Genomic DNA, 26,390 nt, shown 5'->3' with positions numbered 1-26,390 from the left:
CCGCTTAAGAAGCGGAATTTACGGGCGGCGGAACAGTCGCATGGGGTAAAACCCCGATCTGCGCCCGAAAGGAAAAAATTGAAAGAACAGAAAAAATAACATGGCAACAAAGAATTTCATCGAAGAACTCGAATGGCGCGGCATGATTCACACGATCATGCCCGGCGCGAAGGAACAACTCGAAAAAGAACTGACGACGGCTTACCTGGGCATCGACCCCACGGCCGACTCGCTGCATATCGGACACCTGGTAGGCGTAATGATCCTCAAGCACTTCCAGATGTGCGGCCATCGTCCGCTGGCCCTCATCGGCGGCGCAACAGGCATGATCGGCGACCCTTCGGGCAAGTCGCAGGAGCGCAACCTGCTCGACGAGAAAACCCTGCGCCACAATCAGGAAGCGATCAAACGCCAGTTGGCGAAACTGCTCGACTTCGAGTCGGACGCCCCGAACGCCGCACAGATGGTGAACAACTACGACTGGATGAAGGAATTCACGTTCCTCGATTTCATCCGCGACATCGGCAAATGCATCACCGTCAACTACATGATGGCCAAGGACTCGGTAAAGAAACGCTTCAGCGGCGAGGGCGACGGCATGTCGTTCACCGAGTTTACCTATCAGTTGGTCCAGGGCTATGACTTCCTGCACCTCTACGAGACGAAAAACTGCAAAATCCAGTTAGGAGGCGCCGACCAGTGGGGCAACATCACCACCGGTACGGAGCTGATCCGCCGCAAGCTGGGTTCCGAAGCCGAAGCCTTCGGTATCACCTGTACGCTGATTACCAAAGCCGACGGCACGAAGTTCGGCAAGACCGAAGGCGGCAACGTATGGCTCGACCCGCGGTATACCTCGCCCTACAAATTCTATCAGTTCTGGCTCAACGTCAGCGACGAAGACGCCCAGCGTTACATCAAGATCTTCACGCTGCTGGACCGCGAGACCATCGACGCACTCATCGCCGAACACGAAGCGGCTCCCCACCTGCGCGTGCTGCAAAAGCGGCTGGCACAGGAGATCACCACGATGATTCACTCCAAAGAGGAGTATGAAAAGGCCGTCGAAGCCTCGGCGATCCTCTTCGGCGGCGCTACATCGGAGGCTTTGCACCGTCTCGACGAGCAGACGCTGCTGCAAGTATTCGAGGGCGTACCGCAATACCGCATCTCCCGAGCCGAACTGGGCCTACCGTTCATCGACCTGTGCGCCGAGAAGAGCGACATCTTCCCTTCGAAAGGCGAATGCCGCAAGATGGTACAGGGCGGCGGCGTGTCGCTCAACAAGGAGAAAATCGCCGACGCGATGCGTCCGGTGGGCGAAGAGGACCTGATCGCGGGCAAATACCTGCTCGTGCAGAAAGGTAAGAAGAACTACTACCTCGTGATCGCCGAGTAGGATGGAATACCGCATCGTTCTTCAACGCATGGAGTTCCGGGCGCTGCACGGCTGTTACGAACTCGAGCGGAAGGTCGGCAACCGCTTTACGGTCGATCTGGAGATCACGGCCGAATTGGGCAATGTGGCTGCCGAAGACAGTGTCGAACAGGCGGTCAATTACCTTACGGTCTACGAAGTCGTTTCGCTCCAGATGCGCATTACCCAACGCACGATCGAACGCGTGGCAATGAACATCATCGAAGCGGTTTACGCCTCCTTCGGGCAAGTCCGGCACGTAAAATGCACCGTCTCGAAACTGGCGCCTCCGCTCGGCGGCAAGCTGGAGAAGGTGAGCGTTGTACTGGAAAAATAAAACACACGCGCACGCGATGCGTGCGCGTGTGTTTTTCAAATAGGACCGATATGCATCATTCACACGGCCGCGCTACCCTGGGCGGCAAATTGAGCGCCGTGCTCGTCGCGGCGGGAAGTTCCGTGGGACTGGGAAACATCTGGCGGTTCCCCTATGTCGCCGGCGACAACGGCGGCGGAGCCTTCCTGGTAATTTACATCCTCTGCGTCCTGCTGCTGGGACTCCCGATCATGGTGGCCGAATTTTCGGTCGGGCGTGCCTCGCACCGCAACGCGGTAGGCGCCTACCGGGCACTCGACCCCAAATGGAGCTTCCTGGGCTACAACGGCGTGATCGCGGCGTTCCTGATCCTGGGTTTCTACTTCGTAGTCTCGGGATGGACCGCCGAATATATGGTTCACTCCGTAACGGGCAGCCTGGCGAAACTCACCACCCCCGACGAATACAAAGGCGTTTTCGAGACCTTCATCCAGAATCCGTGGCGGCCCGTAGTCTACACCTCGCTCTTCGTGCTGGCCACGCATTTCGTGATCGCAATGGGGGTACAGAAAGGCATCGAACGCTCAGCCAAAGTGCTGATGCCGTTGCTGTTCATCATCCTCATCGCACTGTCGATCCACTCGCTGCTGATGCCCGGCGGCGACGAAGGACTCCGGTTCCTTTTCAAACCCGACTTCTCGAAGGTAGGTCCCTCGACCGTGCTCGTGGCGCTGGGGCAGGCATTCTTCTCACTCTCGATCGGCATCGGTACGATGGTCACCTACGCCTCCTACTTCAAGCCCGACACCAACCTGCGCCATACGGCACTGAACGTCACGATCCTCGACACACTGGTCGCCATACTGGCCGGCGTAGTGATTTTCCCGGCGGTTTTCAGCGTAGGCATCGAGCCTTCGTCAGGCCCGTCGCTGGTCTTCATCACCCTGCCGGGTATCTTCAATTCGATGCCGCTGAGCATGGTCTGGTCGTCGGTATTCTTTCTATTGCTGGTCGTCGCGGCGCTCACCTCTACCATTTCTTTACATGAGGTCATCACGGCCTACCTGCACGAAGAGTGGCATCTGAGCCGCAAAGCCGCCGCATGGGCCACGACCGGGGCCTGCATGGCGCTGGCTGCCGTAGCGTCGCTGTCACTGGGCGTACTGAGCGGATGGAGCATCTTCGGGCTCAACATCTTCGACTCGCTCGACTTCCTCACGGCCAACATCCTGCTGCCCGCAGGCGGGTTCTTCACCTGCATCTTCGTCGGATGGCGCCTCGACCAGAAAATACTCAAAGCGCAGATCAGCAACGACGGCACGCTGAAGTTCCGTATTTACGGGGTGTTCATCTTCCTGCTGCGCTACATCTGCCCTGCGGTGCTGCTGCTCATTTTCCTGGATAACCTGGGTCTCTTCTGACGCCCGCCACGTATAACCCAAACTACCCTTATGAAACGACTTACACTTCTATTACTGTTCTGCGGACTCTTTGCCGCAGCTTCCGCCCGCCCGATCAAGGGCACGGTGAAATGCGACGGAAAACCCATGGCGGGCATCACCGTTACGGACGGCTACGCCTTCACAGAAAGCAACGCCGAAGGCGTGTTTACGCTCGACGCCAACGACGAAGCGCTGTTCATCAGCCTCGTAACCCCGTCGGGCCACATCGCGCCGACAAAGCAGGGTGTGCCGCAGTTTTACCTGCCCTACGCCCCTTCGACGAAACGTTACGACTTTGAACTGCGGCCGTGGACGGCGACCGGAGAGGCTTACGAACTGCTGGCCATCGCCGATCCGCAGCCCAAGACCGAGAAGCATTTCGAGCGGCTCTGTACAGAGATCATCCCCGTCCTGCAGGCCGAAACCACGGCCAAGAAAGCACAGGGAGTGCAGCAGGCCGCCATCCTGCTGGGCGACATCGTCTGGGATTCTCCCGAGCTGTTTGCCCGCGTAAAGGAGCAGTTCGCATCGCTCGGAATTCCCGTTTACGGCGTCATCGGCAACCACGACCACAACCTGAAGAAATATACCGACCGGGAAGCCACCGAGAACTACCGGTCGTTCTTCGGTCCTACCTATTATGCGTTCGACATGGGCCGGACCCACTATATCGTGCTCGACGACATTATCTACCACGGTGAAAAGAAGTACGAAGAGCAGATCGACTCCCTGCAACTGCGCTGGGCGGCAGCTTACGCCGAACGCCTGCCTGCCGGATCGCGCGTCTGCATAGCCGTGCACGCCCCGATCTTCAAATACTGGAAAGAAAAACCGGTCATGGCGTCGGCCGAGAAACTGATCGACGCTTTTGCCGGCCAGGAGCTCCATTTCATCTCGGGACACACACACATCAATTCGAACTTCGACATTCGCGAAGGAGTCATGGAACACAACGTCGCCCAAATCTGCGGCAACCTGTGGTACGATCCGATCAACAAAGACGGCACGCCCAAAGGCTACCAGCTTTTCCGCGAATGCGGCGGAGATTTCTCGTGGGAATACCAGAGTCTCGACGCTCCTTCGGCGTGGCAACTGCGGACCTGGAAGCCCGGAACGGTAAAGGAGTATCCCGGAAGCATCGTCGTCAAAGTCTGGAACTGGGACCCTTACTGGACCGTCGTCTGGTATGAGGACGGCCGTTACCGCGGCTCGATGCAGCGCATCCGGATCGGCGACCCGGACTACGCGGCCTACCTCGACTCGCTGAAAACCGCGGGACAGAAGATCGCCAAGTCGCAGTCTCTGCGCATCTCGGATTTCTTCTTCAAGGCCCGTCCTTCGGCCTCGGCACAGGTCGTCGAAGTGGTCGCCACCGACCGTTTCGGACGCCGCTATTCGGAGCGCATCTCCCTGGAGCAGACTAAAGAATAATACACCGACCCCAATAAAAAAAGCCATCCTGTTTAGGATGGCTTTTTTTATCGAAGGTAAAACCGAAGTTTAGTTGATGTTGCGGCGGTCGGGCTCATGGTCGGGAGAAGCTGCCTCCATGTCGATCTGCAACTTGACCATGTTGACAGCCGTAGCTGCGGCCTCGTCGCCCTTGTTGCCGTGGCGGCCGCCACAGCGGTCGAGGGCCTGCTGCATGTCGTTGACCGTCAGCACACCGAAGGCAATGGGCATGTTCCATTGGATTTGCAGTTGCGTAATGCCCTGCGTCACGCCCTGGCAGATAAAATCGAAGTGCCGCGTGTCACCCTGGATAACGCATCCGAGGGCGATTACCGCGTCCACGTCGGTATACTCCGCGAAGAACTGCGCACCGAGCGAAAGCTCGAACGTACCCGGGACATACTTGACCTGGATGTTCATATCGGGGCATCCGGCAGCACGCAGCGTACGCACGGCGCCCTCCAACAGGGCCTCGGTGACCTCGCGGTTCCACTCGGCCACGACGATACCGAACCGCATATCAGCGGCCGAAGGCAGGGGTGAGTCGAATTTGGAAAGGTTGTGATTCTTGGTCGCCATCGTCCTTCGTTATTTTACGCTGCCGAGCAGTTTTTCCGCATCGCGGGCCTCCATCGAGGCGGGATACGAAGTCATGATCTCCTCATAGTAAGCAGCGGCTTTCTGCTGATTGCCCATAGCCTGCTCCGCAAGACCGGCCTTGCGCAGATACATCGGAGCCGTCAGGTTGTTGTCGGCGGCCTTCACGGCCTTCTCGTAGAACTTCACCGCCTTGGCGTAGTCCTGCTGCTCGACGGCGATGTCGCCCTGCAAACCGTAGTTCTGGGCGTTGATCAACTCTCCGGGAATACCCTTCAGATGCGAGAACTTGGCCAGGTACTTGCCGGCATTCTCCAGGTCGCCCGTACGCAGGTAGCAGATACCTGCATAATGCTTGGCGAGGTTGCCCGAAGGCGTCGAACCGTACTTTGCGATCACGTCGAGGAAACCTGCGGCGTTGTCGTCGCCCAACAGCGCCAGTTCGAAATCAGGGTTTTCAGCTTCAAAACGCGACTGTGCCTCGGCGATCATCTCGGCAGCCTTCGTAGCACGGGGCTGGAGAATCAGCGAGCGGTAGCCGAAAACGAGAGCTGCGGCAACGAGCAGGCCGAGAAAGATGTAAGACATCAGCCGGCCGTTCTTCTCGAAAAAGAGCTCCGTTCTGTTCATTGCTTCGCCGAGGGTTTCCTGTTCGGCGACGTTCTGCTTTGCCATATTACGTATTGTGTTATTAGTTTATAATTCGTACGATAGTTTGCAAAGATACAAAACTATTCACAATGTGCAATGTCGTGTCCGGATTTTTTGTATTTTTGTCCTATGTATCTGAAGAAAATCGCACTGCTGAATTTCAAAAACATCTCCCAGGAGGAACTCGTGCTGTGCCCCGGCATCAACTGTCTGGTAGGCGACAACGGCGCGGGCAAAACCAACGTCGTGGATGCGGTCTACTACCTGTCGATGTGCAAATCGTCGCTGCAGATGACCGACGGGCAGAGCATCCGCCACGGAGCCGACTTCTTCCTCGTCGAAGGGGCCTACGCGACCGATGCGGGGAAAAACGAAACCGTCGTGTGCAGTTTCTCGCGCAAGGGCGGCAAGGTGCTCAAGCGAAACGGCAAGGAGTACGAACGGCTGTCGGACCACGTGGGGCTGATCCCCGCAGTGATCGTATCGCCGGCCGACAGTGCACTGATCAGCGACGCCGCCGACGAACGCCGCCGCTATCTCAACGCCTTCATTTCGCAGTTGGACCGCGCCTACCTCGGCTCGGTGATGCGTTACAACGCCGTACTGGCCGAACGTAACCGCCTCCTGAAAACCCGGCCCGACGAAACGATGCTTCAGATTTACGACATGCAGTTGTGCGAGCACGGCAAGGCCATTCACGCCCGGCGGCAGGAGTTCGCCGAGCGGCTGCAACCCGAAGTCGCAGCCTATTACCGCATCCTCTCGGACGACCGGGAGCAGGTCGAACTGCACTACAAATCGGAACTGAACGAACGCCCGTTCGAAGAGATCCTGCTCGAAGCGCGGCAGAAAGACATTGTCAACGAATTTACGACAGCGGGTATTCACCGCGACGACCTGGTACTGAAAATCGGGGGTTATCCCTTGCGCAAATACGGTTCGCAGGGGCAGCAGAAATCGTTTCTGATCGCCCTCAAACTGGCACAATACGCCGTTGTCGCCGAAGCGAAGGGCGAGCGACCCATTCTGCTGCTGGACGATTTGTTCGACAAGCTCGACGCCGGGCGCGTCGAACAACTGATCCGGCTGGTTTCGAACGATACGTTCGGACAGATACTCATCACCGACTGCAACCCGACGCGGCTGAAGCGGATCCTGGACAAGGCAGGCGGAGACTACACCCTTTTCTCGGTCGCCGAAGGGGCCGTGACGCAGGAAAAAGCCGCCGCAGAAACAGCAGAAACAACCGATCCGGAACACGCCGCGCAAACGGAATCAACTAACGAACAGTCATGAGACGGACCAAAACCATGTTGATGGGCGACCTGTTGGAGGAGTTTTTCAAACGCCCCTACATCGCCGCAAAAGTCGCCGAAGGCAAACTGCCGGACACATGGCGCGAAATCGTCGGCGACCGGGCCGCAGAGGTCACCACCGAGCTCAAACTCGAAAAGCACATTCTCTACGTACGCATTCAGTCGAGCGTTCTGCGTTCGGAACTTTTCTACCAGCGCGAGGCGCTCAAGGAGGAGATCAACCGTCGTTCGGGCGTCCGGCTGGTCAACGCCGTTATCGTCCGATAAATTCCGAAACATACCTTATAATATATAGACAAAAAAGAGGCTCCCCGCGGAAGCCTCTTTTTTGTCGTTATGGCGGGAAGGTTCTATTTACAGCCCCCCCCTGTACGGCCCGGCCGGATTATTTGATAATCACAGCGCGGTTGGCCTTTTGGTTGTTCTCGTAAATGTTGGCTGCGTTACCCTTGCCTTCGTAGGTCAGCTGCTTGGGATTCACACCGCATTTTACGAGGAAGTCGTAAACGCTCTTGGCGCGGTTCTCAGCAACCTTCTTGTTGCCGGCAGCAGTACCCGTCTGCTGGTCAGCGTGGCCTTCGATGCTGTACACCTTGTCTTTCGGACCGTTCTTGATCAGGTCGGCCATCAGTTCGAGGCGGGTCTTCTCCTTCGCCGTCAGTTTCGACATGCTGTAATCGTAGAAGATAATCGAAGTCGGGTTCAGGGTATTCACCTTCTTGGCAGCGGCTTCTGCGGCAGCCTTGGCAGCAGCGTCGGCAGCAGCCTTGGCGGCAGCGGCCTCGGCCTGCGCAGCCTTCAGCTTGTTATTCAGGTTTGCATTCTCAGCCTGAGCAGCTTCGAGAGCGGTATTACCGGCAGCCACTGCATTCTGGAAAGCACGAATGTCATCGGCCGTATAGCCCGGGACACCGCGCTCCCAACCACGCTGGTTGAAGCGATAGGTGATACCTGCCGTAGCGGTGAGGCCGGCCAGGTAGGAACCGTCCATACGGGCGGGGCAGATCGTCGACTTGGTGAGCAGGCCCTTGAGCTCGATGTTGAAATCGAACGCCGGCGAGAGGCGGAACTTGTTAAGCAGACCTGCCGTGAACGCGAAGTTCTGGCGCGAGCCGGATACGTTCTCACGCTGGCTGCGGTCGGTGAAGTTCGAAGCCATGTAACCGAAACCGGCGAACGGCACGGCATACCACGCACGGTCGGCACGGTAACCGCCGATCCAGTTCGATGCATTAAGCATGAAATCCACGTGTCCGAACATGTACGGCCACGTCATCTTGCCGATCTGGGGATCGAAGTTGTTGAACCATCCGCCCTGCAACTGAGCGCGGATACCCGCGATCGGGTGCACCCATTTCGTCAGCGACAGGTTGCCCTCGAACCCGAAGCGGTCGCTGCGGGGGCCACGATTGCTGCCGTTGGAAAAGGCAGTCCCGGTTCCGAAACCGGCCGAAATCTCCCAGTTATCCCAGAATCCGTTCGAAACGAATCCGGCAACACTCGGCTTTTTAGGCGTTCCTTCAGCGAAGGAGGCAGAGGCAAAAGCCACGAGCAAGAAAGTCAAGAATAATTTTCTCATAAATGTTACATCTTTAATACTTTAATACGTCTACATACTTGCTGTAAAAGTAAGCATTTTTTCACAAAAACCATTCAATTCCGGTCAAAAAAACAGGAAAAACAAACTTTTGAGGCTAAAAAAGCCCCGGATGCCTAAACACCGGAGCCTTTTAGAACACAAATCAGGTTGTTTCGACCATTATCCGCATTTGGAATAACCGCATGCCATGCAGGTCAGACAGCCGTTTTGGTAGGCCATGTTCTCCTGTCCGCAGCTCGGGCATTTGCCCTTGGACTTCGTGCCGTCGACGATATATTGTTTCAGCGCGCGGCATACGCCCGTCTTCCAGGTATTGATTGACTCGCTGTCCAGGTGCAGGGATTCGATCAGCGACACGGTCTTCTCGATCGGCATTCCGTGGCGCAACACGCCCGAAATGAGTTTTGCGTAGTTCCAGAACTCCTCATTGAACAGGCGTGAGATGCCGCCGATGGTGTTCGTATAACCGTAGCGGTCGGTATATTGGAAATCGTAGCGCTTCGTGCCGTCCTCCTCGCGGACCTTGATGATGAAGCCCTTCTTGATCTTCGGGGGAATGAACATCGCGTCCTCTTCGATCTTACCCGTGAAGACTTCGTAGGGACGGCCGTCCTGCAGACCCACGAAGGCGATCCAGTCTTCTGTGCCATTCTTGAAACGCACGATGTCGGCCGGGATCGACTTGGGACGCTTCTGCACCTCGCCGGGATGCTCCTCGCACTTTTTCTTGTTCTTGGAGTTCTTCTCCAGCAGCACGCCGTCGCGGCAGCCGTCGCGGTAGACCGTGACGCCCTTGCAGCCGCACTCCCAGGCTGTGCGGTATACATCGGCCACCAACGCCTCAGAGACGTTGTTCGGCAAGTTCACCGTCACCGAAATCGAGTGGTCCACCCACTTCTGGATAGCGCCCTGCATCTTGACCTTGGCCACCCAGTCGATGTCGTTGGCCGTAGCGCCATGGTAGGGCGATGCGGCGACCCACTTGTCCAGTTCGGCGTCGGAGATCGCGGCAAGTTTCGACGTGTCGTATCCGTTGGCCTCCAGCCACTTGACGAAATTATGGTGATAGACGTTATACTCCTGGAACTTTTCTCCCGTTTCATCCTCGTAATCGACATGGGTGTCGACATCCGAAGGATTGATCTTGCGGCGGCGCTTGTAAACGGTGCGGAACACCGGCTCGATGCCCGACGTAGTCTGCGACATGAGCGACGTGGTTCCCGTGGGTGCGATGGTCAGCATGGCGATGTTGCGGCGGCCTACGCGGACCATCTCTTCGTAAAGGGCAGGATCGGCCTCGCGGATGCGGGCGATCATCGGATTATCGACCTCCTTCGCGGCATCGTAAACCGGGAAGGCACCGCGCTCGGCAGCCATCTTCACCGAAGCCCCGTAAGCGGCAAGGGCGAGGGTTTTCTGCACCTCGACAGCGAAGTCGGTCGCCTCCTGCGTACCGTAGCGCAGGCCCAGTGCGGCGAGCATGTCGCCCTCAGCCGTAATGCCCAGGCCGGTACGGCGGCCCTTCTGCGCCATCTCGCGGATTTTCTTCCACAGTTCCAGTTCCACGCGGCGCACGTCCATATCCTCCGGGTCGTCCTCGATCTTGCGGATGATCAACTCGACCTTCTCCAGTTCGAGGTCGATGATGTCGTCCATCATGTGCATCGCCTTGTACACGTGGTCGCGGAACTTGTCGAAATTGAATTTTGCGTCGGCCTTGAAGGGGTTGTCCACATAGCTCAGCAGATTCATCGCCAGCAGGCGGCACGAGTCGTAGGGACAGAGCGGAATCTCGCCGCAGGGATTGGTCGAGACCGTTACGAAACCGTCGTCGGCATAGCAGTCGGGGATGCTTTCGCGGATGATCGTATCCCAGAACAGCACGCCCGGTTCAGCCGATTTCCAGGCGTTGTGGATGATCTTCTCCCAGAGTTTCTTAGCGTCGATGTCCTGTTCGTATTTGGGATTGTCCGACTTGATCGGGAACTGCTGGTGGTACTTCTTGCCGGCGAGGGCCGCACGCATGAATTCGTCGTCGATCTTGATCGAGACGTTGGCGCCCGTCACCTTGCCCGTATCGACCTTGGCGTCGATGAACCGCTCGGCATCGGGGTGCTTGATCGACAGCGACAGCATCAGCGCGCCGCGCCGTCCGTCCTGCGCCACCTCGCGCGTCGAGTTCGAATAACGCTCCATGAAGGGCACGATACCCGTCGACGTAAGGGCCGAGTTCAGCACCGGGCTGCCCGTGGGGCGGATGTGCGAAAGGTCGTGCCCCACGCCGCCGCGGCGTTTCATCAACTGCACCTGCTCCTCGTCCATGCGGAAGATGCCGCCGTAGGAGTCGGCGGGATGCTTATGGCCGATAACGAAACAGTTGGACAGCGACGCCACCTGGAAATTATTGCCGATGCCGGTCATCGGTCCGCCCTGCGGAATGACGTACCGGAAATGATCGAGCAATGCGAAAGCGTCCTCCTTGGAGAGGGGATTCGGGTATTTTTTCTCGATCCGTTCGATTTCGGAAGCGATACGCTCGTGCATCTCGCGCGGCGATTTCTCGTAAATGTTCCCGAAAGAGTCCTTGAGGGCATACTTGCTGACCCACACCGTGGCGGCGAGGTCGTCCCCCTCGAAATACTTCTTCGACTCGGCAACCGCATCGTTGTAATTGACTTTCTGCGGCGTGTCGGCTTTGGTGGCTTTTGACATAACTATTTTCTATATTGTTTTTCTATTTTAGATTTTGGCGTCACAGCGGGCAAAACCCGGTTCTACAAAATTGACTCTTTTCCGGCTAAAAAACCAGTCCGGAGGGTCAAACTTATTCACAAATTATCTACAAAAAAAGCAAAAGCGCGCCTCAGGCATCCGGAGCGCGCTTTCGGCCGGACGGCGGCGTTTACTTTGCCGCGACAGCATCGATTTCGACCAACGCCCCCATCGGAAGCGCTGCGACCTCATAGCACACGCGCGCCGGCATTCCGCCTGTAAAAAAACCGGCGTAGACGGCATTCATGGCGGCAAAATCGCCGATCGACTTCAGCAGGACCGTGGTTTTCACCACGTCGGAATAGTCGTACCCGGCTTCGCGGAGGATGTGCCCGAGGTTCGTAAGCGACTGGCGTGTCTGAGCCTCGACGCCGTCGGCCATTGCGCCCGTCGCAGCGTCGATCGGGAGCTGTCCCGAGACATAAAGCGCGCCGCCGGCCTCGACAGCCTGCGAATAGGGACCCACGGCTTTGGGCGCACGGGGTGATGCGATGATCGTTTTCATAGATATACGGTTTTTATATTAAAACGGTTGAAAGAGCCCGACAGGAACAAAAACCGGGCGCACTGTCCCGCAACGCCTCCCGGCCCATAAAAATATCGTTACGACACCAAAGGTACGATTTATTCCCTATATTTGTGGTATGATATAAATGGAAAAACGATGAAGATTTTACTCAAAATCGCGATAGTCGCTGTCGCTGCGGCCCTTATGGCCGGATGCTGTAATTGCCGTTCCTACCAGAAAAAGACCCGCCGTCCGCTGGTGGGAACCGAGTGGCAACTGATTCAGCTCGGCGGCAAGGCAATCAAGCCCGAAGAGGGTAAGTTCACGATCACGCTGCTCGCCGAGAACAACCGCATGGCGGGCGTAGGTGCGTGCAACCGCCTGATGGGAACCTACAAGACCGACGAAAAGCGCACGCTGAAGATCGGCCCCCTCGCCTCGACGATGATGGCCTGCCCGGGCATGGAGCAGGAGAACGCTTTCACCAAGGCACTCGAATCCGTGACCCATTACGACATGGACGGCCCGATGCTGTTGCTGCTCAGCGACGGCGAACTGCGCGCCGTGTTCCAGGCCAAACCGTGACGACACCCGCGAAAATCGGCTGCGCGCTCCTGCTGATTACATCCGCGTGGACGGCCTTCGGGCAGGAGAATGCTACGACAGAACAACAGCAGGCCCAGGTCTCCATTTTCCGCGATTCGCTCCGCCTGATACACTGCGACACGCCGCCCCTGTTCCGGAAAGACGACATCCGAACATTCCGTAAATGGGTGAACGAACGGGTCAGGAATGTCCGGGTCGTCATCGGATGCCCTCCTATTCCACCCCGCGTAGTGGTTTCGTTCGTGATCGACACGACGGGGCGTCTGACCGATATCCGCGTCCTGCAAACGCCCGACCGCAGCCTGTCCGCCGAAGCGGTCCGGGCGCTCGAAAGTTCCCCGCAATGGAAGCCGGGAGAGCTGAACGGGCGAAAGGTTCCCGTGAAAATAGTGCTTCCCGTGGACTTCTGCACATCCAATTAAAAAAGGACCGGATACATCCGGTCCTTTTCAGTTTTGTATTTCCTGTTATTTCAGGTGCGGATTCAGGCGGCCCCACTCTCCGACGGGCGGCAGGATGCCCATCGAGATCACCTCGTCGCGCAGTTTCGAAAGGTGCTCGTAGCTTTCGGTGAGTTTCTTATGCTCTTCGGCAGTGCCCTGCACGTTCTTATACGAAACGCCCTCCTTGGTAATGGAGGTCTCCATCGCCATCAGGATATGTTTGAACTCGTCGTTATGAACGAATACGCCGGCCGGGTATTCGAACGGTTTGCCGCCCATGGCCGCTGCGATCATGCAGATCGAAAGGTAGGCCGGGCTCTGGAACGACGAACGGCCCCGGAGGTCGATAATGTGCTTGCCGCCCTGAATCACCCGCTGCTGCAGGTCGGTCCAGTCGCCTTCGGGCATTTCCTTACCGATCAGCGACGAAAGGGGTTTTCCGGCGACGAGCGTCGTCGAAGCGAAGACTGCCATCTGCTCACCGTGGCCGCCGTAGGTACGGCAGTTACGGATTTCATCGGGCGAAATCTTGAAGTATTTGGCCAGTTCCGAACGCAGACGCGTGGAGTCCAATGCCGCGAGGGTCGAAACCTGCGAAGGCTTCAGTCCTGCGTAGATCAGCGTGATGAGACCCGTGATGTCGGCGGGATTGAAGACCACGACGACGTGCTTCACGTCCGGGCAATAAGCCTTGAGGTCTTTGCCGAACTGCGCGGCGATCTCGGCATTGCCTTTCAGCAGGTCCTCGCGCGTCATGCCGGCCTTGCGGGCCGCACCGCCCGACGATACGACGTAAGCCGCATCGGTCAACGCCTCCCGGATGTCGGTCGTCCACGTGATGTTCACCCCCTCGAAGGCGCAGTGGAAAAGTTCCTCAGCCACGCCCTCCAGCGCCGGTCCGTAGGGATCGTAAAGGCAAATGTTGAGCGTCAGGCGCATCATCAGCGCCGTCTGAGCCATGTTCGAGCCGATCATGCCGGCTGCACCCACGATGGTGAGTTTCTCGTTCGTTACAAAATCCATAGTATTCCAATTTTAAGAAAACCGATTCTATCTTACACAGACGACGCCCCCCGTGAGCCGCACCTTCCGGCGGGCTACTCGATCTCGCGCCGGTTCATCAGCGCGTGGGTGATCGTCAGTTCGTCGACATACTCCAACTCGTCGCCGAAGCCGATACCGCGGGCGATCGACGTAACCTTCAACTCCGGGAACTGCCGCAGGCGGTTCATCAGGTAGAAGAGCGTCGTTTCGCCTTCGACCGAGGTCGAGATGGCGAGGATCACCTCTTTCACGCCGCCCCGGGCGATACGTTCGCACAGCAGGTCGATCTTCAGGTCCGAGGGCGAAATACCCTGCATGGGCGAGATGACGCCTCCCAGCACGTGGTACATGCCCCGGTACTGCCGCGTATTCTCGACCGACAGCACGTCGGCAACCTGTTCCACGACGCAGATCGTAGCGTGGTCCCGTTCGCGGTCGGCGCAAATCGGGCAGACCTCCTCGTCGGAGAGGTTGTTACACTGCGAGCAGTAGCGTATTTCATTGCGGAAGCGGTCGATGCTGCACGTCATGTCGGCCACCGAATCCCGCTCCATACGCAGGATGTGAATAGCCAGGCGCAACGCCGTGCGGCGGCCTACGCCCGGGAGTTTCGAAAGCTCGCCGACGACATCCTGTAAAAGTTTCGACATTTAAATCGTTTCGATCATTCTGGATTCGAGCCACCCTTTCTTGCCGTCGGCAATGGTGATTTCACACCAGTTGTCGAGGCGGTTGGCAATTTCGACGAGCGTCCCTTCGTGCAGTACGAAGAGGTCTGTCGCCGACTTGTCGGGGGAGCTCTTCACGGCGGTCGAGGCTGCCATCACGACGGCCTGCGTCCGGTCGAGCATCTCGCGCCGTTCGCCTATGGCGAACCAGCTCGTCAGCATGAAGACCGCCACCGCAACGAGGGTCCCGTAAAATCCCGTCTTGCGCAACGACAAACGCTGTGCCAACAGGTAGACCAGGAACAGCGCCAGGGCAAACACCAACGCCCCCAGCGAAAAGAGGCTCCACGCCGTACAACTCATCAGGCGGCGCACGTCGCGCATCCATTCGGTAAAGAAAAATTCGGGTATCTGCTCGATGTTGTCCTTCGTACGGGCCTCGGCGACGCTCAGGTTATAGCGAATGTCGTCGTTGCCGGGAGCCAACCGCAGAGCCCGGTGGTAGAAAAGTATCGACCGGCCCAACTGCCCCTCTTTGAAATAGGCGTTGGCCAGGTTGTAGTAGAGTTTCATGGAACTCAGCCCGCGGGCGAGGATCTGGTCGTAGAACTCCGCGGCAACGTGGTAGTCGCCGTTGATGTAGGCCGTGTTGGCGCGGTCCCACAACTGGTCAGGCGACGCCTCGGCCAACTGTTCCGGAGCCGTCAAAACGGCGGGCTGCGCCAGCGAGTCGGCACTCTCCTGCGCCCTGGCGCAGAGAATGCCCGACAGCAATATAAGGAATAAGGTCAATCGCTTCATAACACTATCGTTTTATCACCGATTCGATACGCGAAATCAGATTCACGCCCTCCGAATAGACATCGTTCATGCGCGCCGACTCCACGGGTGAATACTGCGCCTCGTCGCACTGGGTGATGATGGCCGTGAAACGCTGCGAATCTTCGGACGAAACGCCCCGTTTATGCAACTCCTCGCGGACATTTTCTTTTGTGAGGTTGGCGACCGGGATGTTGAACTTATCGCTCATATAGCCCCACAGCGCGCGGAGCATCTCTTCGTAAAAGGCGTGGCGGTTCTGTTCCTCCATATAGCCTTTGGCGGCGCGGAAACGCTGTACGGCGACTTTATTCGCCCGCTTGCCGCGTACGAGGGCGACGTTCTGCGACTCGCGTATCTGCTTGCGCAGGGCCACATAGATCATCGTAAAGATTACCAAGATACCCAACAGAAGAATCCAGTAAGCGGCGCTGAAAATGAACGGGACACGCTCGGAACGCAACTGCGCACCGCCCAGCTTGATGAAGCGGATGTCCTGTCCCAGCATCTTTACCTCTTCCTTCGACATGCCGCGGCCCTGCATCACCACCGCATCGCCGCTGCCGTGCACATCGGGCGTAACATCGAGCGTCAGCGGCTTCGAGCGGAGCGTCACGTACTGTACACGCTGGGGGTCGAAGTAGGTAAATTCGATCGGTTCGATGTCGTAAGTGCCCTCGGCTCGCGCAATGAAGGGATATTCGAACTGGCGGTAACCGGAGATACCGGTCGACGCCGTGTTGATCGACTCGGTGGTTTTGACGTTATACTGCTCGAACGAAGTCGGCAGCAACAGTTTCGGGGCCTGCACGAAGGTAAGGTTGCCCGTACCGGAAATCTTGACCGTGAAGGTTGCGCCCGAGTTGGCCGCAATGCGCTCCGCAGGAGGCTGCGTATCCATCGTAAAACGCCCCACGGCTCCGCTGAAACTGGAGGGAGCTCCCGAAGGAAGCGGCTTGACGGTCACCGTCGTACGCTGGCTCTGCACCTTGCGCGGCACGTTGAACACCTCGCGGCCGCCCCCGAAGAAGGGATCGGCATTCCGGCTCTGCACCACCACCTGCGCCACGACGGTCATATCCACGGGGTCGATCGTGAGCGAGCCGACCTGCTGCGGATAGAGCAGGTAATCGTACAGTACACGCGTCTCGTAGACCTTGCCATTGTAGGTCTCGCGTCCTACACGGGCCGAATTGGGATCACTGAGGTCCTGCGACCAGAATCCGTTGAACGACGGGGCCGATTCGGGAACGATGTTGACGTAAGGAACCCGCGTATAGAGTTTGAAAGCCACATGCAGCGGCTCGTTTTTATACACGGACGACCGCGAAACCACCGCCCGGAGCAGGATATCGTCCTTGGCGACCTGGCCCTGGACATCCGCCTGGGCATTGCCGGGACGGTTTGTGCCGCCCTGCTGCTGTTGCCGGGCCCCGGAGCCTCCGCCTTCGCCCTCGTTCACGATCTCGATCGGCAGCGGTTTGGTCCGGTAAGTCGTGCCGCCCACCTTGGCCTCCGCGGCGCCGACCGTTACATTGCCCGCTGCCTGAGGCAGGAGCACGTAGGTAATGCCGTAACTGAAACTTTTGGTAATCGACCCGTTTACATATTGCACCGACGAACCGGTCGAGACGCTCGGCCCGGCAATCACGTCGAAGCCTTCGAACGAAGGGGCCTTGAACGTGTTGGCGTCAGGTTCGGCGTTCAGCGTGAACTCCACGCGGAAAGCCTCGCCGACGGCGACCATCAGCGGCGAACTGGCCTCAAAAGTGACCTTCTCGGCAGCGGATGCCGAGAAGATCGCCAGCACGAAGAGTGCCGTCAGGGATATTTTTGCAACAAAATCTCTCATTGAGCCTGCAATAAAATCGTTTATCCGATTTTACAACGTAAAGTTTTGCCCTTTAGTATTTTTTCATGCGACTAATTAACGACGACCGTTCAAAACGCCGATCCTGCCGCCCGGGCCACTAAGCCCCTGCCTCGGGCAGGGGTTGGGGCGGGTCGGATTTTCACACGGCGCCACAGGCGGCAATCACGGTGTCCCGATCCTAAAAAAGGCACAAATCAGAATCGTCGATCCGTTCTAGTGCTTGAAGTCAGCGAAAAAGTCGTTCCCTTTGTCATCGACGATGATGAACGCCGGGAAGTTCTCGACATAGATCTTACGCACAGCCTCCATGCCCAGTTCGGGGAAGTCCACGACCTCGACCGATTTGATGGAGTTCTTGGCAAGGATCGCAGCCGGACCGCCGATCGAACCGAGGTAGAAACCGCCGTATTTCTTGCAGGCATCGGTAACCTGCTGCGTGCGGTTACCCTTGGCCACCATCACCAGCGAACCGCCCTGCGACTGGAACAAATCCACATAGGGGTCCATACGTCCGGCCGTCGTGGGACCGAACGAGCCCGAAGCCATACCCTCGGGCGTCTTGGCCGGGCCGGCATAGTAAACCGGGTGCTTCTTGAAATACTCGGGCATCGGCTTGCCTTCGTCGAGCATCTGCTTGATGCGGGCATGGGCGATGTCGCGGGCCACGATCAGCGTACCGCGGAGGTTCAGGCGCGTCTTGATCGGGTATTTCGTAAGGATCGCGCGCACCTTGTCCATGCCCTCGTCGAGGTCGATGTCCACGGCGGGCGACATGGCGGGAGCCTCGGCCGGCAGGAAACGTGCGGGATTCTTTTCGAGTTCTTCGAGGAAGATGCCCGACGGGGTGATCTTGGCCTTGATGTTACGGTCGGCCGAGCAGCTCACGCCGATGGCCACGGGGCACGAAGCCGCATGGCGCGGGGCACGGATCACGCGCACGTCGTGCACGAGGTATTTGCCGCCGAACTGGGCGCCGACGCCGCTCTGCTGGCAGATTTTCAACACCTTCTCCTCCCACTCCAGGTCACGGAAGCAGCGGCCGCCTTCGTTGCCCGAGGTGGGCAGTTCGTCGAGGTAACCGGCCGAAGCCTTCTTCACCGTCGAGAGGCACATCTCGGCCGACGTACCGCCGATGCAGATCGCCAGGTGGTAAGGCGGACAGGCCGACGTACCGAGGTCGAAGATATGCTGTTTGATGAATTTCGTGAGCGACTCCTCGTTCAGGAGCGCCTTGGTCTGCTGGTAAAGGAACGTCTTGTTGGCCGAACCGCCGCCCTTGGTGATGAACAGGAATTCGTATTCCATGCCGGGCTTGCCGCCGTAGATGTCGATCTGGGCGGGAAGGTTCGTACCCGAGTTTTTCTCTTCGGTCATCGTCTGCGGAACGACCTGCGAATAACGCAGGTTACGGCCTTTATAGGTCTCGTAAACGCCTTTGGCGATACACTCGGCATCGTCGGCCCCCGTGTAAACGTCCTCGCCCTTATGGCCGATGCAGATAGCCGTGCCGGTATCCTGGCAGGTCGGCAGTTCGCCTTCGGCCGAAACGACCTGGTTCAGCAGCATCGTGTAGGCCACGAACTTGTCGTTGTCGGTGGCTTCGGGGTCCTCGAGGATGTTGCGCAGCTTTTCGAGGTGCGCGGAGCGCAGGTAGAACGACACGTCGGCATAAGCCTCTTTCGAAAGCAGTTCGAGGCCCTTGGGGTCGACCTTGAGGATTTTGCGTCCGTCGCACTCGACGACCTTCACGTACTCCTTCGTCAAAAGACGGTACTTGGTTTTGTCTTCCCCCACGGGGAACGGCTCCTGATAAATAAAGTCTGCCATAGCGTAATATGTATGTTATTTGTTTTGTGTTGTCGCCTCAGACCGGCATCCCACCCGGAACAGGGGCGGATATGCCGCCAAAAACCTGCTGCAATGTTTCTGCCCGTCACCGGAAAGTCCCCGCAAATTTACAAAAAACAATCCGGATTGCATAACTATTTCCCGCCTGGGCTGTTATTTTTTTCACAAAAAACGGCTGTTATTTAGAATTTTTAGTAAATTTGTGCGGTTTTTTGAGTGCAATAAATTCACTAATAATTCAAATACTATGGTATCGTACAAAGATCTGGGTCTTGTGAACACGCGCGACATGTTCGCCAAGGCCATCAAAGGCGGTTATGCCATCCCGGCATTCAACTTCAACAACATGGAGCAGATGCAGGCTATCGTTGCGGCTTGCGTCGAGGCTTCGTCGCCCGTAATCCTGCAGGTTTCGTCCGGCGCACGCAAGTATGCCAACCAGACGCTGCTGCGCTACATGGCCCAGGGCGCGGTCGAGTATGCCAAGGAGCTCGGCAAGAACATCCCCATCGTACTGCACCTCGACCACGGCAACTCGTTCGAGCTGTGCAAGAGCTGCATCGACATGGGCTTCTCGTCGGTGATGATCGACGGTTCGCACCTGCCCTACGAGGAGAACGTAGCCCTCACCAAGCAGGTAGTTGAATATGCCCACAAGTTCGACGTAACGGTCGAGGGCGAGCTGGGCGTACTGGCCGGCGTGGAAGACGAGGTTTCGGCCGAGCACCACACCTACACGCGCCCCGAGGAGGTCGTAGACTTCGTATCGAAGACCGGCGTGGATTCGCTGGCCATCTCGATCGGCACGTCGCACGGCGCCAACAAATTCAAGCCCGAGCAGTGCACCCGCAACGCCGAGGGCATCCTGGTTCCGCCCCCCTTGCGTTTCGACATCCTCAAGGAGATCGAGAAGCAGATCCCGGGTTTCCCCATCGTGCTGCACGGATCGTCGTCGGTTCCCCAGGAGTACGTGAAGATCATCAACACCCACGGCGGTGCGCTGAAGGATGCCGTAGGTATTCCCGAGGAGCAGCTGCGTGAGGCTGCCAAGAGCGCCGTTTGCAAGATCAACATCGACTCGGACGGCCGTCTGGCTATGACCGCCGCCATCCGTCAGATCTTCGTAGACCAGCCCGCCGAGTTCGACCCCCGCAAATACCTGGGTCCGGCACGCGACGAGCTGAAGAAGCTCTACAAGCACAAGTGCGAGAACGTCCTCGGTTCGGCCGGCAAGGCATAGTCCAAGGATCGGTTCATAATCAAAAAGAGTTCAGACCAAAGTCTGAACTCTTTTTGTTTTGCATTGCGTTTCCGCATCGCCGGACAGTTCCGCCTGTCTCGCACTCGCGGCCAACGACCGTGTTTATAAATCTTACCCACTCCTAAATCCCCAGAGGGGACTTGTCACAGCGCGCAACCGGTTTTTTACCGGTTTTTATTCAATCACAACCCGGAAGCGGCACTCGGAAGCTCCCTCCAGAACGGTTCCCAGCGTTTCCACCCGGACGGTTTTATCCGGAATCAATTCCTCATAGACAAACAGGATGCTCTGGCGGGAACATTCGCAATGGGTCGGAGCCGCGACGAACCCGGCATCGACCTGCGGACAGAGACACCGGGGATACCCGATCTCATAAACCCGTCCCGGCTCGACGATGTCGGCAAAAAAATATTCCGAGCGGTTGTATTTCGCATACTGCTTGTCCAGGTCGCAGCCGCACTCCTCGAACTGCCGGCGAAGCTCCGCCAGGACGACATCTTTCACACAATTGACGGCACACGGCCGGTAAAGTTTCGCACGCACGTCGGCGGGAAGTTTCCCGATAGCCTCCTCCAGAATCCGGTAAAAGGCTTGTGCCTGCTGCAAGTTATAATTATCCATATTATAATTCATTGGCAATTATATATTTCATTGGACCAATCCCGCTGTCGACGCCCGTTGTCGCCGCCTACGGCGTCGCATACAAATCCGACCCCTCCCCAACCCTCCCTCAGGGAGGGAGATGGCGTACTCTTCGGACGGTGATACATGAAAATATATAATCGCGGTCTTTATTCAATTCACTCCGCCTCGTCACCGATATATTTTCCCACGAACTCCCCGACACGGCGCGTATATTCCTCCCGGTTATCACGGTACGAGTTCGCGTGCGAAGCTCCCGGGACCACCCACAACTCCTTTTCACCGGGCTTGGCTTCGTAGAGCGGGTAAACCATCGATGTCGGCACATAATCGTCGGCATCGCCGTGGATGAACAGCATCGGAAGCCGGCTCTTTCGCACCTGCTCCAGCGACGAAGCCTCGCGAAAAGTCCAACCGTATTTCAGGCCGCACATCCACCCGGCCACGTCGAGCAACGGAAACGCAGGAAGCCCGAACTGCTCTTTCAGCTCCTTAGCAAACTGATCCCGGACGCTCGTGTAACCGCAGTCCTCGACAAAACATTTCACATAGGGTTTCTGCGCTTCGCCCGCAACCATCATCGTCGTCGCAGCGCCCATCGAAATTCCGTGGACCACCATACGGGTACGGCCACCGAAGATTTCGTTGGCAACGTCCATCCACCGCAGCACGTCGAGACGGTCCTTCCATCCCATCTGGATGGCCCGGCCTTCGCTCTGGCCGTGATAACTGAGGTCCGGCAGCAGGATGTTGTAACCCAGGTCGTGGTTATAGAGGTAACCGATCATCAGCATCCGCACGGCATTGTCCGTATAGCCGTGAACGATCACCGCCGTACGGTCCGTCGGGCGGGGCGCCGCCGCATAGAGCGCATGCAGCCGCTCGCCTCCGCTCCCGGCGATCACCGTATCCCGCAGGGCCCCGGCACGTTCGAGGCTGTCGACCCACGGCCGCAGGAAGGGATATTCGCCGTACATATATTCATACGACGACGCATTCTTGGCCTGCATCGTCGCATCGGGCGTCAGCGAATAGGACAGCATGTAAAGGCTGCCGCCGGCAATGGCTGCCGCCAACAGCACCAAAAGGACAACAACGCTCCGGACAATTCGTTTCATAGCTGCGATTTTCGGTTATTCGATCGGTTCGGACAAAGGCAAATTCCCTGCCCCGGCGTAAAACATAATGACTTCGGCGGCCCCGTCACCCGCGGCGTTCCCGCAGGATAGGCCGGGAGGGTCTCGCCGACCCGGTTTTCGGAGGCAGCGATGAGGGGAATTATCCCGACATCACTCACTCCGCAGCCAGTTTCATGCGGATATGCTCCAGCATGTCGTCGGTCATGCGCGAGAGGTCCCATTCGGGTTTCCAGCCCCACTCCTCGCGGGCACAGGTGTCGTCCAGCGAATTGGGCCAGCTTTCGGCAATCTCCTTTTTCACGGGATCGACGTTGTAGTCCATCGTGAATGCAGGCAGGCGCTTTTTGATCTCGGCGCAGATGATCTCGGGCGTAAAACTCATCGACGCAAGGTTGAAGCTATTGCGGTGGATGAGCGTCGCCGGGTCGGCCTCCATCAACTCGACGCAGGCGCGCAGGGCGTCGGGCATGTAGATCATATCCATATACACGTCCGACGGAACGGGACACGTGAACCGGCCGCTGCGGATCGCCTCGTAGTAAATTTCGACCGCATAGTCCGTCGTGCCGCCGCCAGGCAGCGTGACGCTCGAAATAATGCCTGGAAAACGCACCGAACGGGTGTCGACGCCGTATTTATGGTGGTAATAGTTGCCCAGCAGTTCGCCTGTGACCTTGCAGATACCGTAGATCGTCGTCGGCTGCATGATCGTATCCTGCGGCGTCGAATCCTTGGGCGACGAGGGTCCGAAAGCGCCGATCGACGACGGGGTGAACAGCGCGCAATGGTGCTGGCGGGCCACTTCGAGCGAGTTGTTGAGCGCCCCCATGTTGACATTCCACGCCATCTGGGGATTGCGCTCGCCCACGGCGGACAGCAGGGCCACGAGGTTGAAAATCGTATCGATGCGGTAACGGGCCACGACCGAGGCCATAGCCGTCGCGTCGAGGGCGTTCAACACCTCGAACGGACCGTCCTCGGCCAACGTCCTGCACTCGCGCATATCGGTTGCGACGACATTCCCGCCGCCATAAATACTGCGCAAATAAACTGTCAGCTCGGAACCGATCTGGCCGCCTGCGCCTACTATTAAGATGCGTTTCATCTGATTTCTATTATGAATTGGTAGTAAAGGTAGAAAATAATTATGAAAAGTGTACAATTTTTTGGTCTTTTCATTTTTCTTGTGTACTTTTGCACCACTCGAAAGAGAAATGTTGCTGACATAGCTCAGTGGTAGAGCACTTCCTTGGTAAGGAAGAGGTCCCGGGTTCAAGTCCCGGTGTCAGCTCAGAAGACGGCACACAACCTTTGGAAGGCGGGTGTCATTCAACAGAAAATCAATTGCATAATCCTTGTAACAGGCTTGTTACAAGTATTTTTCTTTTTCGTTCCAAACAATCCTTCCGAAAACCGACTGCAACCGATCCGCACAAAACAACTCCTCCGGAAACAAAACAGCCGGAAAAACGAATCTTCCGGCTACGACCGGCTCTGCCCGGTCTATGCAATGTAAGTTATCGGAAACGGTTATTCGTCCATGCGAATCGTTTCGCCCGTCCGGCGGCTGCGTTCGGCCTCGTAACAGATGCGGTGGCTCTCGATCGAATCCTCGATCGAAGTCAGGAAAACATGGTCGGGATCGTAGAGCGCCTGAATAAAATCGTCGATCAGATAGAGGTCGGCCCCGGCATGGAAAGGCTGTCCGGCAATGTCCGAAAAGTCGTATGTCCGCTCATAACCGCCGCGGAACTTCCGGACCCGAAGCGTCCGCTCGTCGCCGTCGATCTCGCCGCCGGTCATCCAGATATGCGTCCGCCGGAAATCGTCGTTGGAGAACATCTCCATCGACAGGCTCACGACGACCGCGTCATCCATCTCCATCGACAGCAACTGCCTATCCACCACATCGTTATCACAACGGTAGACGCAGCGGCCGAAAAGTCCCGTACGCAGTTCTTCCAGAATGGCATCGTCGAGGGTCATCCCTTCGGGAACATCGAAACTGGCCACCCAGTCCCGGCGGACATAATAGAGATCGCGCGCCGAAAAGGGGCATTGGGGCTCGATTTTACAGTCGAGACACCGTTCTCCGGCTCCTGCGGGAGCATTCTCGGCCCGAAACCATTGCAGCGATCCGAACGACGAGAGTTTCGAACAACGCGAACGGGTCAGCCACAACAGGAAGTCAATGTCGTGGCAGCATTTGGCCAGCAGGATGGGATTCGCTTCGCGCACCCGACGGAAAATCCCACGCACATAGCTGTGTGTAGCCCGGTCCAATCCGACCGATGCAATGTGATTGACGGAGACGATCCGTCCGAACTCGCCGGAAGCGACCAGTTCCCGAATTTTAGCAAAATAAGGATGATAGCGCAGCACATGGCACACTCCGACCCGGACTCCGCATTCCCGGGCGCGCCGCGCAATCTCACGGCATTCGTCCAGGCGCTGCGCAATCGGCTTTTCGAGCAGAAGGTGGTATCCGGCGTCGATCGCCTTGACGGCCGGGTCGAAATGGGCATTCTCCGGCGTCGAAACCAGCACCATATCGGCCTCGACACGATCGGCAAAGAAATCGTCGTAATTCACATAGCGGCGATCCTCCGGCAGTCCGAACCGGTCGGCCATCGCACGACGGCGCAACTCGTTCAGTTCGACGACGGCCACGAGTTGCAGCCGGTCGGGATAACGACGGGCATATTCGAGGTATTTGTCGGCCCGGTTCCCAGCTCCGATCACGGCGATCTTCACAGGACGGGACACGACCGGTTTAATTTTCATCAGGTCTTCACAGATGTTCGAACAGTCATACATATTCCGGATACAGCCGCAACGTACGGAACCGGGCTCAACAAACCCGGTTATTCGCACTTCCGGACAGCGGCGGTCAAAAGCGGACAGGGTGAAAGCCGCCGCCCGTCCGGATTTCTCCGGACGGGTAACGATTTTCGGTCTATTTACGCCCTGAAGCACTCAGGTCCAACACCCGCAGATTGCGGAACTGAATACCTGCGCCATGCCCCAGCAGACCAAGGTGACCGCTCTTGTTGAACAGTCCCGGATGATTCCGATGGTCGATCATATAGTGGTTGCCCTTCTCGCCCGGGTCACCTACGCAATGGCCCTGGCAGGCTTCGCGGATGTTGCCGTCGAGAATCACCTCGCCGTTGACCGTCACGGTGATCCGATCACCCACGGCGCGGATTTCCTCCACGTTCCAGTCACCGAGCGGCGGGAATTTCACACGTTTGGCAGCAATTACACCGTAAACCGAACCATGCTGCTGGTAGTTTTTGATATCCTTGTAAATCGGTGCGTCGTGGTCGAGAATCTGAATCTCCATCCCCTCGAACGCAGCGTCGACGCCCATCGGCGTGCGGATGCCGATACCGTTGTTGACGCCCTCCCGAATGAAACGGAACTCGAAACGCAGCACGAAGTCGCTGTACTCTTTCTTGGTGTAGAGGTTGCCCGAACCGCCGTATTGCGCCGTCACATCGATCGTACCGTTCAGCGGCACGTAATTGGTCGTATTGCCGGTCCATTTGTGGAGCGACCGACCGTCGAAAAGCACCTCGAATCCTTCAGCAGCCTCTTCCGCCGAAAGTTCGAAAACAGGCGTCGAAGGCAGCTCGTTTACATATACATTGCGGAATTCGACGGGAGCAGCACCGACAATCAGCTCGATGCAACCGCAGATACCGACGGGTTCACCCGGCATATCCGGATTGGTCATCACGGCATTCTCGACTATTTTCACATCGTTTTCGAAGACGGTGATACGGTCGTCCACGACCTTTACATAGAGTGTATTCCAATTACCCGGCCGGTTATCGGCATCCGCAACACCTTTATCGTCCGCCAGCAGACCCGTACCGGACACACCGCCCAAACGAATCTGCGGAATGGCCCTTACCGCGATACCGGCCTCTCCAGGAGTTTTCCAGTCGAGAATCATCTCGAAGTTTTCGTA

The 26,390-nt window shown here is 57.5% G+C and carries 24 protein-coding genes and 1 tRNA gene; 10 read left to right on the top strand and 15 right to left on the bottom strand.

Annotated elements, in window-relative coordinates; all coding sequences use genetic code 11:
• Window positions 1-100: 100 nt before the first annotated feature.
• From tyrS to I2E69_RS14650, 4 genes are read left to right on the top strand one after another with little or no spacing between them, the layout of a single operon-like run.
• Window positions 101-1,399 (top strand): tyrosine--tRNA ligase, encoded by a 1,299-nt coding sequence (gene tyrS / locus I2E69_RS14665; RefSeq protein WP_195461965.1) that lies wholly within the window; start codon window positions 101-103, stop codon window positions 1,397-1,399.
• Between the two features lies 1 nt (window position 1,400).
• Window positions 1,401-1,754 (top strand): dihydroneopterin aldolase, encoded by a 354-nt coding sequence (folB, locus tag I2E69_RS14660; protein WP_195461964.1) that lies wholly within the window; start codon window positions 1,401-1,403, stop codon window positions 1,752-1,754.
• 50 nt (window positions 1,755-1,804) lie between these two features.
• On the top strand, window positions 1,805-3,154 hold the full coding sequence (locus tag I2E69_RS14655; RefSeq protein ID WP_195461963.1) for a sodium-dependent transporter: 1,350 nt from the start codon (window positions 1,805-1,807) through the stop codon (window positions 3,152-3,154).
• Between the two features lie 30 nt (window positions 3,155-3,184).
• Entirely contained in the window at window positions 3,185-4,606 is a 1,422-nt protein-coding gene (locus I2E69_RS14650) for a calcineurin-like phosphoesterase C-terminal domain-containing protein (protein WP_195461962.1), read from the top strand.
• 69 nt (window positions 4,607-4,675) lie between these two features.
• On the opposite strand, the gene ribH is transcribed toward I2E69_RS14650, so the two are convergent.
• On the bottom strand, window positions 4,676-5,206 hold the full coding sequence (ribH, locus tag I2E69_RS14645; protein WP_195461961.1) for a 6,7-dimethyl-8-ribityllumazine synthase: 531 nt from the start codon (window positions 5,204-5,206) through the stop codon (window positions 4,676-4,678).
• Between the two features lie 9 nt (window positions 5,207-5,215).
• The gene (locus I2E69_RS14640) at window positions 5,216-5,899 is read right to left on the bottom strand and encodes a tetratricopeptide repeat protein (protein ID WP_195461960.1); all 684 of its coding nucleotides are present in this window, start codon (window positions 5,897-5,899) and stop codon (window positions 5,216-5,218) included.
• A 105-nt stretch (window positions 5,900-6,004) separates the two neighbouring features.
• Between I2E69_RS14640 and recF the strand changes: the two genes are divergently transcribed.
• Complete coding sequence (gene recF, locus I2E69_RS14635; protein WP_195461959.1) at window positions 6,005-7,171, top strand: DNA replication/repair protein RecF; 1,167 nt, start codon at window positions 6,005-6,007, stop codon at window positions 7,169-7,171.
• Window positions 7,172-7,185: 14 nt separating this feature from the next.
• The gene (locus tag I2E69_RS14630; RefSeq protein WP_195461990.1) at window positions 7,186-7,458 is read left to right on the top strand and encodes a DUF721 domain-containing protein; all 273 of its coding nucleotides are present in this window, start codon (window positions 7,186-7,188) and stop codon (window positions 7,456-7,458) included.
• A 118-nt stretch (window positions 7,459-7,576) separates the two neighbouring features.
• On the opposite strand, the gene I2E69_RS14625 is transcribed toward I2E69_RS14630, so the two are convergent.
• The 3 genes from I2E69_RS14625 to I2E69_RS14615 all read right to left on the bottom strand — a co-directional run bounded on the left by I2E69_RS14625 (window position 7,577) and on the right by I2E69_RS14615 (window position 12,068).
• Window positions 7,577-8,770, bottom strand: a complete 1,194-nt coding sequence (locus I2E69_RS14625; protein WP_195461958.1) for an OmpA family protein — start codon at window positions 8,768-8,770, stop codon at window positions 7,577-7,579.
• A 180-nt stretch (window positions 8,771-8,950) separates the two neighbouring features.
• Complete coding sequence (locus I2E69_RS14620) at window positions 8,951-11,503, bottom strand: adenosylcobalamin-dependent ribonucleoside-diphosphate reductase (protein WP_195461957.1); 2,553 nt, start codon at window positions 11,501-11,503, stop codon at window positions 8,951-8,953.
• Window positions 11,504-11,693: 190 nt separating this feature from the next.
• Window positions 11,694-12,068 carry a RidA family protein gene (locus I2E69_RS14615; RefSeq protein WP_195461956.1) on the bottom strand — a complete coding sequence of 125 codons (375 nt, stop codon included), beginning with the start codon at window positions 12,066-12,068 and terminating at the stop codon, window positions 11,694-11,696.
• Window positions 12,069-12,227: 159 nt separating this feature from the next.
• On the opposite strand from I2E69_RS14615, the gene I2E69_RS14610 reads away from it, so the two are divergent.
• Together I2E69_RS14610 and I2E69_RS15375 are read left to right on the top strand one after the other, a co-directional pair.
• Window positions 12,228-12,656 (top strand): META domain-containing protein, encoded by a 429-nt coding sequence (locus I2E69_RS14610; RefSeq protein WP_195461955.1) that lies wholly within the window; start codon window positions 12,228-12,230, stop codon window positions 12,654-12,656.
• On the top strand, window positions 12,653-13,099 hold the full coding sequence (locus tag I2E69_RS15375; protein ID WP_317191103.1) for an energy transducer TonB: 447 nt from the start codon (window positions 12,653-12,655) through the stop codon (window positions 13,097-13,099). Before I2E69_RS14610 ends, I2E69_RS15375 begins: the two co-directional genes overlap by 4 nt.
• A gap of 45 nt (window positions 13,100-13,144) precedes the next feature.
• On the opposite strand, the gene I2E69_RS14600 is transcribed toward I2E69_RS15375, so the two are convergent.
• From I2E69_RS14600 to I2E69_RS14580, 5 genes are all read right to left on the bottom strand, one after another.
• Entirely contained in the window at window positions 13,145-14,143 is a 999-nt protein-coding gene (locus I2E69_RS14600; protein WP_195461954.1) for a malate dehydrogenase, read from the bottom strand.
• A gap of 74 nt (window positions 14,144-14,217) precedes the next feature.
• Complete coding sequence (gene recR / locus I2E69_RS14595; protein WP_195461953.1) at window positions 14,218-14,814, bottom strand: recombination mediator RecR; 597 nt, start codon at window positions 14,812-14,814, stop codon at window positions 14,218-14,220.
• On the bottom strand, window positions 14,815-15,633 hold the full coding sequence (locus I2E69_RS14590) for a tetratricopeptide repeat protein (protein ID WP_195461952.1): 819 nt from the start codon (window positions 15,631-15,633) through the stop codon (window positions 14,815-14,817). It abuts the gene before it with no gap.
• 4 nt (window positions 15,634-15,637) lie between these two features.
• Window positions 15,638-17,503 carry a BatD family protein gene (locus I2E69_RS14585; protein ID WP_195461951.1) on the bottom strand — a complete coding sequence of 622 codons (1,866 nt, stop codon included), beginning with the start codon at window positions 17,501-17,503 and terminating at the stop codon, window positions 15,638-15,640.
• 234 nt (window positions 17,504-17,737) lie between these two features.
• Entirely contained in the window at window positions 17,738-19,351 is a 1,614-nt protein-coding gene (locus I2E69_RS14580) for a fumarate hydratase (RefSeq protein ID WP_195461950.1), read from the bottom strand.
• Between the two features lie 268 nt (window positions 19,352-19,619).
• Here I2E69_RS14580 and I2E69_RS14575 point away from each other — a divergent pair, with 268 nt between their 5' ends.
• Window positions 19,620-20,612 carry a class II fructose-bisphosphate aldolase gene (locus I2E69_RS14575; protein WP_149886994.1) on the top strand — a complete coding sequence of 331 codons (993 nt, stop codon included), beginning with the start codon at window positions 19,620-19,622 and terminating at the stop codon, window positions 20,610-20,612.
• A 195-nt stretch (window positions 20,613-20,807) separates the two neighbouring features.
• Here I2E69_RS14575 and I2E69_RS14570 read toward each other — a convergent pair whose 3' ends face one another.
• The 3 genes from I2E69_RS14570 to I2E69_RS14560 form a co-directional block, all read right to left on the bottom strand.
• The gene (locus I2E69_RS14570; protein WP_195461949.1) at window positions 20,808-21,254 is read right to left on the bottom strand and encodes a hypothetical protein; all 447 of its coding nucleotides are present in this window, start codon (window positions 21,252-21,254) and stop codon (window positions 20,808-20,810) included.
• A 179-nt stretch (window positions 21,255-21,433) separates the two neighbouring features.
• The gene (locus I2E69_RS14565) at window positions 21,434-22,393 is read right to left on the bottom strand and encodes an alpha/beta hydrolase (RefSeq protein WP_195461948.1); all 960 of its coding nucleotides are present in this window, start codon (window positions 22,391-22,393) and stop codon (window positions 21,434-21,436) included.
• 175 nt (window positions 22,394-22,568) lie between these two features.
• On the bottom strand, window positions 22,569-23,519 hold the full coding sequence (locus I2E69_RS14560; RefSeq protein ID WP_044054450.1) for an NAD-dependent epimerase/dehydratase family protein: 951 nt from the start codon (window positions 23,517-23,519) through the stop codon (window positions 22,569-22,571).
• A 114-nt stretch (window positions 23,520-23,633) separates the two neighbouring features.
• Between I2E69_RS14560 and I2E69_RS14555 the strand changes: the two genes are divergently transcribed.
• Window positions 23,634-23,705, top strand: a tRNA-Thr gene (locus I2E69_RS14555).
• A 239-nt stretch (window positions 23,706-23,944) separates the two neighbouring features.
• On the opposite strand, the gene I2E69_RS14550 is transcribed toward I2E69_RS14555, so the two are convergent.
• Together I2E69_RS14550 and I2E69_RS14545 are read right to left on the bottom strand one after the other, a co-directional pair.
• Complete coding sequence (locus tag I2E69_RS14550; RefSeq protein ID WP_195461947.1) at window positions 23,945-25,198, bottom strand: Gfo/Idh/MocA family protein; 1,254 nt, start codon at window positions 25,196-25,198, stop codon at window positions 23,945-23,947.
• Between the two features lie 172 nt (window positions 25,199-25,370).
• The coding region (locus I2E69_RS14545) for a DUF1080 domain-containing protein (protein ID WP_195461946.1) at window positions 25,371-26,390 on the bottom strand (1,020 nt) is incomplete at its 5' end.

The organism is Alistipes sp. D31t1_170403_E11 (assembly GCF_015553985.1).
Taxonomy (GTDB): Bacteria; Bacteroidota; Bacteroidia; order Bacteroidales; family Rikenellaceae; genus Alistipes; species Alistipes montrealensis.
Note: the sequence above shows the minus strand (reverse complement) of the source record. Positions and strands in the feature narration are given on the sequence as shown.